The organism is Nocardia sp. JW2 (assembly GCF_051843015.1).
Taxonomy (GTDB): domain Bacteria; phylum Actinomycetota; class Actinomycetes; order Mycobacteriales; family Mycobacteriaceae; genus Nocardia; species Nocardia coubleae.
The window spans coordinates 172161-185526 of record NZ_JBPXLK010000005.1 but is presented as its reverse complement, the minus strand read 5'-3'; the positions used below and the strand labels follow the sequence as shown (position 1 = coordinate 185526).

Annotated in this window: 16 protein-coding genes; 13 read left to right on the top strand and 3 right to left on the bottom strand. The window is 67.6% G+C overall.

The window, feature by feature from the left end; translation table 11 throughout:
- Nucleotides 1-34 precede the first annotated feature (34 nt).
- The 4 genes from ACSVDM_RS10240 (at nucleotide 35) to ACSVDM_RS10225 (ending at nucleotide 2575) form a co-directional block, all read left to right on the top strand.
- Nucleotides 35-1198 (top strand): inorganic phosphate transporter, encoded by a 1164-nt coding sequence (locus ACSVDM_RS10240; RefSeq protein WP_439264214.1) that lies wholly within the window; start codon nucleotides 35-37, stop codon nucleotides 1196-1198.
- Nucleotides 1199-1210: 12 nt separating this feature from the next.
- The gene (locus ACSVDM_RS10235; protein WP_439264212.1) at nucleotides 1211-1492 is read left to right on the top strand and encodes a hypothetical protein; all 282 of its coding nucleotides are present in this window, start codon (nucleotides 1211-1213) and stop codon (nucleotides 1490-1492) included.
- 10 nt (nucleotides 1493-1502) lie between these two features.
- Nucleotides 1503-1841: a DUF3349 domain-containing protein gene (locus ACSVDM_RS10230; RefSeq protein ID WP_067979280.1), complete on the top strand. Its 339-nt coding sequence runs from the start codon at nucleotides 1503-1505 to the stop codon at nucleotides 1839-1841.
- 74 nt (nucleotides 1842-1915) lie between these two features.
- Nucleotides 1916-2575 (top strand): TetR/AcrR family transcriptional regulator, encoded by a 660-nt coding sequence (locus ACSVDM_RS10225; RefSeq protein WP_067484741.1) that lies wholly within the window; start codon nucleotides 1916-1918, stop codon nucleotides 2573-2575.
- 56 nt (nucleotides 2576-2631) lie between these two features.
- On the opposite strand, the gene ACSVDM_RS10220 is transcribed toward ACSVDM_RS10225, so the two are convergent.
- Nucleotides 2632-3645, bottom strand: a complete 1014-nt coding sequence (locus ACSVDM_RS10220) for an alpha/beta hydrolase (protein WP_225278443.1) — start codon at nucleotides 3643-3645, stop codon at nucleotides 2632-2634.
- Nucleotides 3646-3872: 227 nt separating this feature from the next.
- Here ACSVDM_RS10220 and ACSVDM_RS10215 point away from each other — a divergent pair, with 227 nt between their 5' ends.
- From ACSVDM_RS10215 to ACSVDM_RS10200, 4 genes are read left to right on the top strand one after another with little or no spacing between them, the layout of a single operon-like run.
- Nucleotides 3873-4637 carry an ABC transporter ATP-binding protein gene (locus tag ACSVDM_RS10215; protein ID WP_439264209.1) on the top strand — a complete coding sequence of 255 codons (765 nt, stop codon included), beginning with the start codon at nucleotides 3873-3875 and terminating at the stop codon, nucleotides 4635-4637.
- A complete protein-coding gene (locus ACSVDM_RS10210; protein WP_439264207.1) occupies nucleotides 4634-5440 on the top strand; it encodes an ABC transporter permease in 807 nt (268 codons plus the stop codon). The genes ACSVDM_RS10215 and ACSVDM_RS10210 overlap by 4 nt, the downstream gene beginning before the upstream one ends.
- Complete coding sequence (locus tag ACSVDM_RS10205) at nucleotides 5437-6231, top strand: ABC transporter permease (RefSeq protein WP_439264205.1); 795 nt, start codon at nucleotides 5437-5439, stop codon at nucleotides 6229-6231. Before ACSVDM_RS10210 ends, ACSVDM_RS10205 begins: the two co-directional genes overlap by 4 nt.
- Before the next feature lie 53 nt (nucleotides 6232-6284).
- Entirely contained in the window at nucleotides 6285-7343 is a 1059-nt protein-coding gene (locus ACSVDM_RS10200; protein WP_439264203.1) for an ABC transporter substrate-binding protein, read from the top strand.
- A gap of 26 nt (nucleotides 7344-7369) precedes the next feature.
- On the opposite strand, the gene ACSVDM_RS10195 is transcribed toward ACSVDM_RS10200, so the two are convergent.
- Both ACSVDM_RS10195 and ACSVDM_RS10190 read right to left on the bottom strand, forming a co-directional pair.
- Nucleotides 7370-8389 (bottom strand): XdhC family protein, encoded by a 1020-nt coding sequence (locus ACSVDM_RS10195; protein WP_067641961.1) that lies wholly within the window; start codon nucleotides 8387-8389, stop codon nucleotides 7370-7372.
- A gap of 15 nt (nucleotides 8390-8404) precedes the next feature.
- Nucleotides 8405-9001 (bottom strand): nucleotidyltransferase family protein, encoded by a 597-nt coding sequence (locus ACSVDM_RS10190; RefSeq protein WP_439264200.1) that lies wholly within the window; start codon nucleotides 8999-9001, stop codon nucleotides 8405-8407.
- A gap of 125 nt (nucleotides 9002-9126) precedes the next feature.
- Here ACSVDM_RS10190 and uraD point away from each other — a divergent pair, with 125 nt between their 5' ends.
- The 5 genes from uraD (at nucleotide 9127) to ACSVDM_RS10165 (ending at nucleotide 13344) form a co-directional block, all read left to right on the top strand.
- Nucleotides 9127-9615: a 2-oxo-4-hydroxy-4-carboxy-5-ureidoimidazoline decarboxylase gene (gene uraD / locus ACSVDM_RS10185; protein ID WP_067641959.1), complete on the top strand. Its 489-nt coding sequence runs from the start codon at nucleotides 9127-9129 to the stop codon at nucleotides 9613-9615.
- Nucleotides 9612-9929 (top strand): hydroxyisourate hydrolase, encoded by a 318-nt coding sequence (uraH, locus tag ACSVDM_RS10180; RefSeq protein ID WP_439264198.1) that lies wholly within the window; start codon nucleotides 9612-9614, stop codon nucleotides 9927-9929. Before uraD ends, uraH begins: the two co-directional genes overlap by 4 nt.
- A gap of 24 nt (nucleotides 9930-9953) precedes the next feature.
- Nucleotides 9954-10826: a factor-independent urate hydroxylase gene (gene pucL / locus ACSVDM_RS10175; RefSeq protein WP_439264411.1), complete on the top strand. Its 873-nt coding sequence runs from the start codon at nucleotides 9954-9956 to the stop codon at nucleotides 10824-10826.
- A gap of 76 nt (nucleotides 10827-10902) precedes the next feature.
- Nucleotides 10903-12273: an 8-oxoguanine deaminase gene (locus ACSVDM_RS10170; protein WP_439264196.1), complete on the top strand. Its 1371-nt coding sequence runs from the start codon at nucleotides 10903-10905 to the stop codon at nucleotides 12271-12273.
- 219 nt (nucleotides 12274-12492) lie between these two features.
- Entirely contained in the window at nucleotides 12493-13344 is an 852-nt protein-coding gene (locus ACSVDM_RS10165) for an FAD binding domain-containing protein (protein WP_439264194.1), read from the top strand.
- Nucleotides 13345-13366 lie beyond the last annotated feature (22 nt).

The following is a 13366-nucleotide window of genomic DNA, read 5'->3' as shown; positions in this document are numbered from 1 at the left end:
GCAATCCGGAACGGCCATACGACACACTGTTCGGGTGAGCGCCGAACTTGTGGTCCTGTTGATCGTCATCGTCACAGCTCTCGCCTTCGACTTCACCAACGGCTTCCACGACACGGCCAACGCCATGGCGACCTCCATCGCCACCGGTGCGTTGAAGCCGAAGACGGCCGTGGCGATCTCGGGTGCGCTGAACCTGATCGGCGCGTTCCTCTCGGTGGCCGTCGCCGCGACCGTCGCCAAGGGGATCGTGCGGCTCGACGAGGTGCAGGGCCAGGATCTGCTGGTGATCGTGTTCGCGGGGCTCGTCGGCGGCATCCTGTGGAATCTGTTCACCTGGTTGCTCGGCCTGCCGTCGAGTTCCTCGCATGCCCTGTTCGGCGGGCTGATCGGCGCCACGCTCGCCGCGCTCGGTTGGAGCGGCGTGATCTGGGTGTCGGGCACCGAGGGCGTGCTGGTGAAGATCGTGCTGCCCGCGGTGCTGGCGCCGGTGGTCGCCGCGCTGGTCGCCGCGATCGGCACCTACCTGGTGTACCGCATCACCCGTGGGGTGAGCCGGGACAAGACCGACGAGGGCTTCCGGTGGGGCCAGATCGGGTCGGCGTCGCTGGTCTCGCTCGCCCACGGCACCAACGACGCGCAGAAGACGATGGGCGTCATCTTCCTCGCGCTGGTGGCCTACGGCTCGATCGACGCCGACGACCACATGCCGCTGTGGGTGATGGCCTCCTGCGCCTTCGCCATCGCGCTTGGCACCTACCTCGGCGGGTGGCGCATCATCCGGACCCTCGGCAAGGGCCTCGTCGAGATCGAGTCGCCGCAGGGCCTCGCGGCCGAATCCACCTCGGCGGCGATCATCCTCACCTCCGCGCACTTCGGGCTGCCGCTGTCGACCACGCAGACCGCGACCGGCGCCATCCTCGGCACCGGCATCGGTAAGGGCGCCGAGGTGCGCTGGGGCGTGATGGGCCGCATGGTTGTCGCATGGATGCTCACCCTGCCCGCGGCGGGCGTGGTCGGTGCGATCTGCTGGCTGGTGGCGCATCTGATCGGCGGGCTGGCCGGAGTGCTCGTGGTGTTCGCGATACTGGTCTTCGGAGCGCTGGCGATCTACCTGCGCTCGCGCCGCGACCCGGTCGACCACCACAACGTCAACGAGGAATGGGCCTCGGCCGAACCCGACCACCCGCGGCCGGAATAGGAGGACACCGGGATGCACACACTCTGGCTGAATCTGCGTGAACTGTGGGATGTGCTGATCGCCGCACTCGTTCTCGGCGCGGGCGTGCCCGCCGTCTTCGCGTTCGCGGTGCGCTGGTGGGCCAACGGCGAAACGGTCGACGCCGACGGAGGGGTGCGGCGCAACCATCTCGCCCTCGCGGGCGCGTTCGTCTGCGTCGTTCTCATCGTCGTACTGGTGATCTGCGGAATCCTGTTCACGGCAAAGGCTTTCATCGCGCACCAGTTCGGCATCCACCTGTTCGGACAATCCTGAGCGAGGACCAATGACCGACTCGTCATCCACCCCACCGGTACGGCCCGGCCTGATGTCGCGGGTGCTCGGCTGGCTGCGCGCCGGCTACCCGCAGGGCATTCCGCAATCGGACTATGTCGCGCTGTTCGCGGTGCTGCACCGCAACCTCACCGATTACGAGGTGGTGGCCATCGGCGAACAGTTGATCGCGGCCAATCCGAACCGCGAATCCATCAGCCATGCCGAGATCGCGGCGGCGGTCGCCGATTTCGCGAAACAGCAGCCCGCCGCCGAGGACGTGTCGCGGGTGGCTTCGCACCTGGCGGCCGGTGGCTGGCCGCTGGCCGAACCGATCGACGACTCCGAGTAATTCGCCGTGTGCCAATAGAATTGGTGGCTGACGATTCCACCGGATTCGTGCCGTTCGCGCGCTAGCATGCACGGGTGGTACGGCGTGCGGCAGAAGTCGAGAGTGGTCGAAGTTATGGTGGATTGTCGCGCGAGCAGCGAATTGCCCTACGCCGGAGCCGTTTGACCGACGCGGCACTGGAATTGTTCGGAACCCGTGGTTATTCGTCGACCTCGATCGAGCGATTGTGTGCCACTGCGAATGTGTCGACGCGCAGTTTCTACGAAGACATCGGCAGCCGCGAAGCGCTGCTGATCGCGCTGGTCGACCGGCTCAATTCCGCCGCGCTGCAACGACTCGACGAAGCCCTCGACCGCACCCGTGAACAGCCGCTCGTGGTGCGCGTGGTGGAGAGTTTCCGCGCGTTTCTCTCGGTGACCTGCCGCGACCGGCGGGCCGCACGGGTTTTCTATGTGGAGATCGTCGGGGTGAGCCCGGCGGTGGAGGAATGGCGGCGCGCGCAACGGCGTTCGATTTCGGCGCTGCTCACCCGCGAGGCGCAACGCGCCGCCGAACGCGGTGAGGCGCCCTCGCGCAGTTTTCACCTGTTCACCCTCGCGCTGATCGGCGCGGTCACCTCGCTCGCCCAGGAAATGGTGCACGCCACCGTGCCGGGCGACGCGATCTCGGTCGACGAGATCTGCGACCAGATCGCCTACTTCATCCGTTCCGGCCTGCCCGCGCGCACGGCCTGAGAAACGAGAACGGGAGGCGCCCGAAGGACGCCTCCCGTTTCAATGCTTACCGCGAATCAGATACCCATACCCTGGGCGAGCAGCGGCCACGAATCGTGCAGCGCCTGCTCCCAGTAGGGCCAGTAGTGGGTGCCCATCGGGGTGAACTGGTAGGTCGCCGGGATGCTCAGCGAATCCAGCTTGGCCTTCAGGTTCTGGCTGCAGGCGTTGGTCGCCGCCTCGATGCCGACACCGAGGCCGAGGTTGATCGCACCCATCGGGCCGGGCGCGTTGCTGAGGTAGTACTCGACATCGGCGTTGGACGGCATGCCGCTACCGCTGGAGATGTAGAGGTTGGTGCCGCGCAGCTTCTCGGCGTTGATGACCGGGTCGTTCTCCACCCAGGCCGGATCGTTGTCGGCGCCGTACATGTTGGCGGTCTTGCCGCCCGCCCAGGTCTCCACCGAGAACTTGACGGCCTGCTTGCCCAGCGGGTCGGCGATCTGCGCGCAACCGCTGTAGGCGGCCACCGACTTGAACAGGCCCGGCTTGGCCTCGGCCAGCTGCAGCACCGAGGTGCCGGAGGTGGACAGGCCGGCCAGCGCGTTCAGGCCGGTCGAGTTCAGGGTGCTGTCGAGCAGCGGCGGGAGCTCTTCGGTGAAGAAGGTCTTCCACTTGTTCAGACCCAGCTTGGGGTCTTCCTGCTTCCAGTCGGTGTAGTAGCTGCCGCGACCACCGATGGGCTGGATGACATTGACCTGCTTGTCGGCGAGGAATCCGAGCGCGTTGGTCTGCGCGGCCCAGCTCGCGGTGCCCTCACCGGCGTCGAGGCCGTTGAGCATGTAGAAGTTGGGCGCGGGCTGCGACTCGTCGACGGGGCGCTGCACGTCGATGGTGATGTCTTTCTTCATCGCCGCCGAGTACACCTTCAGGTGCCAGGTGCGTCCTTCCTTGACGACCGAGGTCACCGAGGATGCCTTCTCCGGCTGGGCCGAGGCGCCACCGGCGAGCGCCGCCACCGACATGGCGGCGGTCAGGGCCACGGCCGTCGTGCGCAGCGCGGCGACATTTCGTAGTGCAGAAAGTTTCATCGAACAGTCGGTTCCAGTCCACGGGCCGTGTCGGCGCCGTCATCGCAGTTGGTCCCCGCGCACCGGGTATACGCCCGGTGGCGACGAGGCTGTCAGATCCTCCGGTATCTTATGTCCTCCCCGAGAGTGAAACTGTTACGAGTCCCAATCTGTGGACTTAACGGTCGCGCAATAACCGCCGGTGAATCGGAAATATCGGGGAAACCGGGCGCTCTTAGGGTGACGCCATGGGTATAGAGGTCAGCGGATTATCCAAGTCGTTCCGGGTGGGGCGCGACACCGTGCACGCCTTGGATTCGGTCGACCTGCACACCGCCGACGGCGCGTTCCTGTCGTTGCTCGGGCCATCGGGCTGTGGGAAGTCGACCGTGCTGCGGATCCTGGCCGGCCTCGACGAACCGAGCGCGGGGAGCGCGCGAATCAACGGCCACACCCCGGCGCAGTTGCGTGGTTCACATGAGCTGGGCATCGCGTTCCAGGATTCGGCGCTGCTGCCGTGGCGCAGTGTCGTGTCGAATATCGCGCTGCCTTTGCAGGTGGCGGGGCTGCCCGTGGACCGGGAGCGGATCGCGGACCTGGTCGCGCTGGTCGGGCTCGAGGGATTCGAGAAGGCCAAGCCCGCGCAGTTGTCGGGTGGGATGCGTCAGCGGGTATCCATCGCGCGGGCGCTGGTGGTCGAACCGTCGGTGCTGCTGCTCGACGAACCGTTCGGTGCCCTGGACGATATGACCCGACAGCGGCTGAACCTGGAACTGCTGTGGATCTGGACCGAGAAGCCCGCGACGACGCTGATGGTGACCCACGGCATCGGCGAGGCGGTGTTCCTGTCCGATGTGGTCGCGGTGATGAGCCCGCGACCGGGACGGGTGCTCGAACTGGTCGAGATCGACCTGCCGCGGCCACGCACGCCGGAGATGATGCGCACGCCCGAATTCCACAAGCTGCACGACTACCTCTCGGAGCTGCTGTTCGGGCGGGCGGGCGTGGCATGACGACCTCGGTTACCGGCGTGCGCTCGGCGCTGGGTGGGCACCTGTGGGTCGGCGGTGCGCGGTTCGCCGGGGCGCTCGGTGTGACGGCCTTGATCGTGTGCTGGTGGGTGCTCGCCGCCGCGGGTGTCGCGGGGGGAACGGTGCCGACGCCGTGGCAGGTGCTCTCCACCATGTGGTCGGACGGGTGGGCGCTGTACGGGCCGAACTTCCAGGTCACCGCCGGTGGTGCGCTGCGCGGCTTCCTCTGGGGCAACGCCCTCGCGATCGGAATCGCGGTGACGATCATGCTGGTGCCGCGCGTCGAACCGCTGGCCACCCAGCTCGCCATTCTGAGTTACTGCACGCCGCTGGTCGCGCTCGGTCCGATCATCCTCGTGGTGTTCGGCGGACGCACGCCGACGGTGTTCCTGGCCGCGATGTACTGCTTCTTCACCACGATGGTCGGCGCGGTGAGCGGGTTGCGCTCGGCCGACCCGGCGAGCCTGGACCTGGTGCGCGCCTACGGCGGTGGCCGATGGCAGCAGCTCTACCGAGTCCAAGCCGTTGCGGCACTGCCGAATACGTTCGCCGCGTTGAAGATCGCGGCGCCGTCGGCGGTGCTCGGCGCGATCATCGGTGAGTACCTCGGCGGGGTGGACAGCGGGATCGGGGTGGCGCTCACCGCGGCGCAGACCGCCTACAACGTGCCGCGCACCTGGGGGATGGCCTTGGCCGCGGCGGCTCTGGCCGGGCTCGGCTATGTGCTGATCGCGCTGCTGGCCCGGGTGGCCGCACCGTGGACGAGTGCGGAGGCGAAACGATGACGGTGCTGCGCGGCCTCGGGCGGTTCCTGTTCCCGCTGGTCACCTCGCTGCTTCTGCTGCTCGTGATCTGGACGCTGTTCCTTCGGGCGTTCCCGCAGATCGGCCCGCGGGTCGGCAAGACACCCTCGGACATCTGGGCGTACCTGGTCACCTCACCGGGTGCGCCGACGGCCCGGCAGGCGATCCTCGACGATCTCGCGATCACCCTGGCCGACGCCGCCGTCGGGTTCGCCGTCGGCATGGTCGGTGCGATGGGAGTCGCGGCGCTGTTCGTGCTGTATTCCGCTGTGCGACAGACCTTTATGCCGGTGGCGATGCTGCTGCGGTCGGTGCCGTTGGTGGCGCTGAGCCCCATCGTGGTGCTGGTGTTCGGCCGCGGGACGACGGGCGTGACGGTGCTGACGGCCATCGTCGTGTTCTTCCCCGCGCTGGTGATGATCATGACCGGCCTACGTGCAGCGCCGAGGCAGGCAATGGAATTGGTGACGGTATACGGCGGCTCGCGGTGGACCGGGCTGCGGATGGTCGCGGTGCCCGCCGCGCTGCCGTCGATCTTCGCCGCCGCGCGAGTGTCGGTGCCCGGCGCCCTGATCGGTGCGCTGCTCGGTGAATGGCTCGGCAGCGGAACAGGTTTGGGTGCCGCCCTGGTTCGCGCCATTCCGATGTTCCAGTACAACCGGCTGTGGGCGTCGATCGTGGTCGTCACCGTGGTGTCGGTGGTGCTGTACGCGCTGGTCGGGGTGATCGAAAACCTGGTGCTCGCCCGATTCGGGGTAAGGCGGAAAGAATAGTCGCGGAACCTGGCGGCAAAGAAAACGAAACGCGGCGAATCTAGCGTCTGCGTATGAACAGTATCGACCGCCGTGGTTTCCTTCGCTTTTCCGCGCTCACCGGCGCCGCTATCGGCGGTGCGAGCGTGCTCGCCGCATGCGGGGGTGGTTCGGCGACTTCCGGTTCCACCGACGACGGCTCGAAATACGGCAAGGTCGCGGTGCAGTTGTCCTGGATCAAGAACATCGAATTCGCGGGCGAGTATTTCGCCGATTCGCGCGGGTATTTCAAGGAAGCGGGATTCGGAACGGTAGATCTCATCGCGGGTGGTGCGGCGAGTACCTCCGTGGAAGCCGGTCTCGACACCGGGAAGGTGTGGATCGGCCTGTCCGCACCGCAGACCACCGCGCCCGCCGTGCTGGAGGGTTTGCCCGCCAAGATCGTCGGCGCGACTTACCAGAAGAACCCCTTCGCGATCGTCAGCGCGGCGGGCAAGCCGATCAAATCCCCGGCCGAGATGAAGGGCCGCAAGATCGGTGTGCAGGACACCAACCAGCTGATCTTCAGCGCCTTGCTGGCCGCCAACGGCATCGCCCCCGGCGAGGTGACCGTGGTGCCCGCCCAGTTCGACCCGACCCCACTGGCCAACGGCGAGGTGGACGGCTGGGTGAGCTACGTGACCAACGAGCCGATCACCTTGGCGGCCAAGGGTTTCGCCAACGATCACTTCCTCTTCGCCGACTTCGGCCTACCGCTGGTGGCCGAGACCCTGACCGTGGCCCAGTCGACCATCGACAACGAACGCGACAAGCTCAAAGCCTTCCTCACCGCCCAGATCAAGGGCTGGAAGGACGCCGTCGCCGACCCCGCCGAGTCGGCCCGCCTGGCGGTCGAGGTCTACGGCAAGGACCTCAAACTCTCCCTCGACGAGCAGATCAAGGAGGCCACCGCCCAGAACGACCTGGTCGTCTCGGCCGCCACCCGCACCGACGGCCTGCTCACCATGTCCGACGCCCTGATCGAACAGAACATCGCCGCCCTGCGCACCGCCGAGATCGACATCAAGGCAGACCAGCTCTTCGACCTGTCGATCCTCCGTGAGATCTACGCGGAGAATCCCTCCCTCAAATAGCGCAGACCCGCGGCGCCGGCCGCGAATCAGATAGCCATGCCTACCGAGGTGGAGTTGCCGAAGTCGCGGTGGGCGGCCAGGCGCAGGCCTGCGCGCGAGGCGAGGAAGTCGGCCGTGATGAAGACGGCGGTTTCGGCGGGGGTGCGTGGGCCCGCTTCCAGCCCGGCGGGGACGTGCAGCCGGGACAGCGTGGGCTCGTCGAAGCCGCCCGCGCGCAGGTCGTCGAGGCGACGGGCCTGGTCGGCGGGGGTGCCGAGGGCCGCGAGGTAGCCGAGTTCGGGCAGGCGAAGGGCCACGGTGAGCAGGGGAATCTCGAAGCGCGGCTCGTTGGCGAGCACGACGATGCCTGTGCTGCTGTCGATTTCGCCCGCGGCGGACAGCGTGTTCAGGTAGCGGTGCGGCCAGTCGACGACCACCTCGGCGCCGGGGAACGACGCCGGGTCGGCGAACTCGGGGCGCGAATCGCAGATGCTCACCCGGTAGCCGATCATCCGCGCCTGGGCGGACAGGGTGGCGGCGTAGGCGTTGGCGCCGAAGATGAGCAGGCGCGGCGGCGGGCAGTAGGAGGCGACGAACAGGTCCGACTCGGGCAGGGCGACCAGCTCGGTGGCGTGTTTGCGGTCGGTGATCAGGTGCTGGCCGATGACGTCGGGATCCTGGTTCCACACCACGGTGAACACGGTGACCCGGCGATGGGCCTGAATGTCGGCGGCGACGGTGGGGAATTCGGGGAAATCGCGGCAGGAGAACGGTTCGACGAAAATGTCGACGAGGGTGCCGTCGTCGGAGGACGATTCCAGCCCGGTGAGCATGCTGTAGCGGCGTAGTTGCCGGATGCCGGTGCGCGCGGCTTCCATCGCCGCCTCGTACACGGTTTCTTCCAGCCTGCCCGATGCGATGGATCCGAAGACGCCGCCATTGGGGGTGACGAGCATTGCCGATCCGATCGGCAGAGCGCTGGTTCCGATCGTGCGGACTACCGTTGCCAGGCCACCGGTAGCGCCCGAATGCCACACTCGCAGAAGGTCATCGACGATATCGCGCATATCTCAAATCTCCGATCACCGTGCGCCGACTTCCGGGAAATCGCGATCGGTCCCTGTCGCCAAGTCGTCGCACGTGACGCACACCATATCCTGTCGGGTACCCAAATAGGAACCTGCCCCCGCATCCCCAACGGCGGCAGTGTAAATGGCTTCCCAGTGCTTGTTCTCTATCACAACTGGATGGCCCGGAGTGTCGTGGAACACACTACGAGCCAATCCGCTCTCGCTCGCGCGGGCCGCGGCGAGCACTCGGGCCACCACGTCGGCACCGATATCGGGAGTGTCGACGGGGCGGAAGGCCACATATCGGGTACCCGCCCGCGCCGCCTCGGCCAAGCCCGCGCGCACCGTCGCCGACAGTCCGGTGGCCCAGTCGGCGACCCAGTGCCACCGAGTGCCGGGTGGCAGGTTCAGCGCCGCCGGGTCGGGGCCGGTGGCGCCGAGCAGCACGATCACCGGGTCGCAGCCGCCGTCGCGCAAGGCGGTGATCGCGGCGGTGAGCCAGGCGCCGTTTTCGGCGAGTGCCTTGGGTTTGCCGTAGCGGGTTCCGGCGCCCGCCGCGAGGACGATGCCCGCGCACGAGTCGTGCGTGAGCGCTTCGATCCGGGGCATGCAGGTGAAGGTAATGGCGCAATGTTGCCGGTCGATTACGGCCGGGGAGCGCGCGGGCGACGACACGGGTACGTCGGCGGTCGGCTCGAGTGGCGGGCCGCCGGTATTGGGGAGATGCTGGATCGATGACTAGGGAAGCGATCGGACTCGCGGGCTTCAACTCGTTGCCCGCCGACGCCGCTGAGCAGGCATTGCTTGCCTGTTGCTCGTCGCCGCGCTGGGCGAGGGCCATCGCGGCCGCCCGGCCCTATGTCAACGCGGTGTCGTTGCTCGATGCCGCCGACGCGGCTCTCGACGCGCTCGACGAGGCCGATATCGACGCCGCGCTCGCCGGGCATCCACGCATCGGTGAGCGCGCCACCGGCGCGGCCGCGCACGAACAGTCCGGTGTCTCCGGCGACGACGTGCGGGCCCGGTTGGCCGAGGGCAACCGGGCCTACGAGGAGAAGTTCGGGCACATCTACCTGGTGTGCGCGGCAGGCCGTAGCGGCGAGGAACTGCTCGCCGTGCTGCGGGCGCGACTCGACAACGATCCGACGACCGAAAGGCGGGTTATGCGAGACGAATTGGCGAAGATCAATCGGCTGCGCCTGACACAGCTGGTGGCGTCATGACCGGGCTGAGCACGCATGTGCTCGATGCCGTACGCGGGGTCCCCGCCGAGGGGGTCGCCGTGTGGTTGACGCGCGGTGAGTTGCGGCTCACCGAGGCATTGACCGATGCCGACGGGCGAGTGAAAGAGCTTGCCGCCGGGCTCAATCCGGGCGAATACCAGTTGTACTTCGATACCGGCAGTTACTTCGCGGCTCAGGGCGTCGAGACGTTCTACCCGGAGGTCTGTATCGCTTTCACCGTCGGCGAGCAAGCGCATCTGCATGTGCCGCTGCTGCTTTCGCCGTTCGCCTATTCGACCTACCGAGGGAGTTGAGCCGTGGCACTGACCGGCCCGATCATGTTGACCGACAACCGATACGGCAAGGCCGAGAACCGGGTGGTGCGGTTCTACAAGGAGAACGCACGCCACGAGATCCGCGATGTGAATGTCACGACCACGCTGCGGGGTGACTTCGAGGCGGCCTATACCGAGGGCGATCAGCGGCAGGTGCTGCCGACCGATACACAGAAGAACACGGCGTTCGCCTTCGCGAAGAAGGTCGGTCTCGACACGGTCGAGGATTACGCGATCGCGTTGGCGAGGCATTTCCACGAAACCGTCGAGCCGGTCAGCAGCGCTCGCGTCGATGTCGAATCCTATGGCTGGCAGCGGGTTTCGATCAATGGTGCCGAACACGATCACACCTGGGTGCGACAGGGCCCCGAGGTGCGCATCGTGGCGGTGACGGCCGCCGATGCCGGAACCTGGCTGATCGGCGGAATCAAGGATCTCGTGCTGCTCAAGTCGACCGGGTCGGAATTCGCCGACTTCCTCGTCGACGAATACACCACTCTGGCGCCCACGAACGATCGCGTCCTGGCCACTTCCCTCGACGTGCACTGGCGATTCGCCGAAATCGACGGCATCGACTGGGACGAGGTGTTCGCCGGGATTCGCGCCACCCTGCTGGAACTGTTCGCCACCACCTATTCCCGCGCGCTGCAGCAGACCCTCTATGCGATGGGAACAGCTGTGCTGGAACGTTTCCCGATGCTCGCCGAGATCCGCCTCTCGGCCCCGAACAAACACCACTTCGACTACGACCTCGACCGCTTCGATATCGAGAACAAAGGTGAGGTGTTCTGGGCCGCCGATCGCCCCTACGGTTCGATCCACGCGACCTTGCAGCGCGCGGACGCACCCGATGCCGGAACGGCGTGGTCGGCATGAGCGGGCCGGGTGTGGTCGCCGTCGGCGGCGCGGCGGGCCCCGGGACGGTCGTGCATGCGATGTGTAGTGGGGCGAGGTGGTCGCGGTGAGCGCGCCGGATCTGGTGGTCGACGGGTGTGCGGTCGTCACTGTCGATGCGTCCGGGACCGAGTATCGGCGCGGATGGGTCTCGGTGCGCGGCAACAGGATCGAAGCGCTCGGGGAAGGCAGGGCGCCTGCGTTCGGGGCGGAGACCGCGCGGGTCGACGGGCGGGGTTGCCTGCTCACGCCGGGATTGGTGAACACCCATCACCACCTCTACCAGTGGATCACCCGTGGGCTCGCCGCCGACAGCACCCTGTTCGAATGGCTGAAGACCCTGTACCCGGTGTGGGCGCGGATCGACGAGAAGTCGGTGCGGGTGGCCGCGACCGGCGCGCTGGTGTCACTGGCCCGTACCGGGTGCACCACCTCCGCCGACCACCACTACCTGTTCCCGCACGGTGGTGGTGACCTGCTCGCCGCCGAGATCGCGGCCGCCGCCGAGGTGGGGTTGCGCTTCCACCCCACCCGCGGGTCGATGGACCTCGGGCAGAGCAAGGGTGGGCTCCCGCCCGATGATGTGGTCGAGTCCATCGACGACATCCTCGCCGCGAGCACCACCGCGATCGAGCAGTGGCACGACCCCTCGCCAGACGCCATGGTGCGCATCGGCCTCGCCCCCTGTTCCCCGTTCTCGGTGACCACCGACCTGATGCGCGAATCGGCCGCCCTGGCGCGCTCGGCCGGGGTGCGGTTGCACACCCACCTCGCCGAAACCGTCGACGAGCTGGACTTCTGCCGCGAGAACTTCGACTGCACGCCCACCGAGTACATGGAGCGGCTCGGCTGGCTCGGCGACGACGTCTGGTACGCGCACGGCGTGCACCTCGACGACCACGCGATCTCGGCGATGGCCCGCACCGGCACCGGCATCGCCCACTGCCCGACCTCCAACGGCCGCCTCGGCGCGGGCATCGCCCGCACCGCCGACCTGGTCGCCGCGGGCATCCCGGTCGGGCTCGGCGTCGACGGCGCGGCCAGCAACGAGTCGAGCTCGCTGATCGAGGAGCCACGCAACGCCCTCCTCTACGCCCGAGCCGTCGGCGGCCCGCAAGCCATGACGGTGCGTGGGGCACTCGAACTCGCCACCATGGGCGGTGCCCGCGTCCTCGGCCGGGCCGACGACATCGGCTCGATCGAACCCGGAAAGCTCGCCGACCTCGCCCTCTGGCGCCTCGACACCCCCGCCCACGCGGGCATCGAAGACCCGGTCGTCGCCCTGATCCTCGGCTCCGCACCGCCGCTGGCGGCCCTGTTCGTGAACGGCCGCGAGGTGGTCCGCGACGGTGTGGTCACCACGGTCGACGAAGCGGCCGTCGGCGCCGACGTTGCCCAGGCCCAGGCCACCCTCCTCGCCGGAGCCTGATCCTCGGGACACCCGATCAAGATCACCACGCTGTGGTGGCGGGACCTACTCGGCCGATGCCGCCAACACGGCGTGGTGATCGGGTGACCAGGTGCGGAACGCGGGTGGAGGGGCACACTGGAGGGTGGATATCGGGTTTACCGCGGCGCAATCTCGAGTGGGTGTCGCGCAACATCGTGGCAACTCGCCGCCCCTACTGTGGCTGGTGAGGTAAGCGAGGTGGATGTGGATCTGGATACCGTGCGGGAGGTGGTGCTCGCTCGCCGGCGCGCCGATTTGGCGCAGGTCGGTGCGGGGAGCGCGGTGCTCGCCGGCGGGACCTTCCTCTACTCCGAACCGCACGATCACCTCGACCGGCTGATCGACATCACCACGCTGGGCTGGCCGTCGCTCGTCGAGACCGCCGAGGGCCTGGAAATCGCCGCGACCTGCACGCTCGCCGAGTTCGCCGGTGCGCGTGCCGGTCAGGAACTCGGCTCGAAGACCCTGCGGCCGGATTGGCCAGGGACGGAATTGTTCGCGCAGGCGTGCCGGGCTCTGCTCGCCTCGCACAAGATCTGGCGCACGGCCACGGTCGGCGGAAACGTATGCCTTTCCCTGCCCGCCGGTGCCGTACTCGGTGCGCTGGTCGCCCTCGACTCCGACGCGGTGGTGTGGCCGCACGAGGGCGGTGAACGGCGAATCACGTTGCGAGACTTCGTAACCGGTCCCGGATTGAATGTGTTGCCGCCGGGATCGGTGGTCCGCTCCTTTGTCGTCCCGCTGCGTAACCTTCACGCGCGCACCAGCTTTCGGAAGATCGCGTTGGCTCCGCTCGGGCGTTCCGGTTCCGTTGTGATGGGCAGGCGTACAGCGGATGCCTGCGCTCTGACGATCACGGCGGCGACGACCCGACCTGTCGTCCTGGATTTCGACGGACCGCCGAGCGTGGACGAGCTGACCTCCGCGCTCGCCGAGATCCCACCGAACATCTGGTTCGACGATCCACACGGCGCACCGGACTGGCGCAGGCACGTCACCCGTTTGCTGGCGACCGAGGTTGTCGCCGAACTGGCGGAGGGTCGGTCGTGAACCCGACGACAAGCGTCGATGG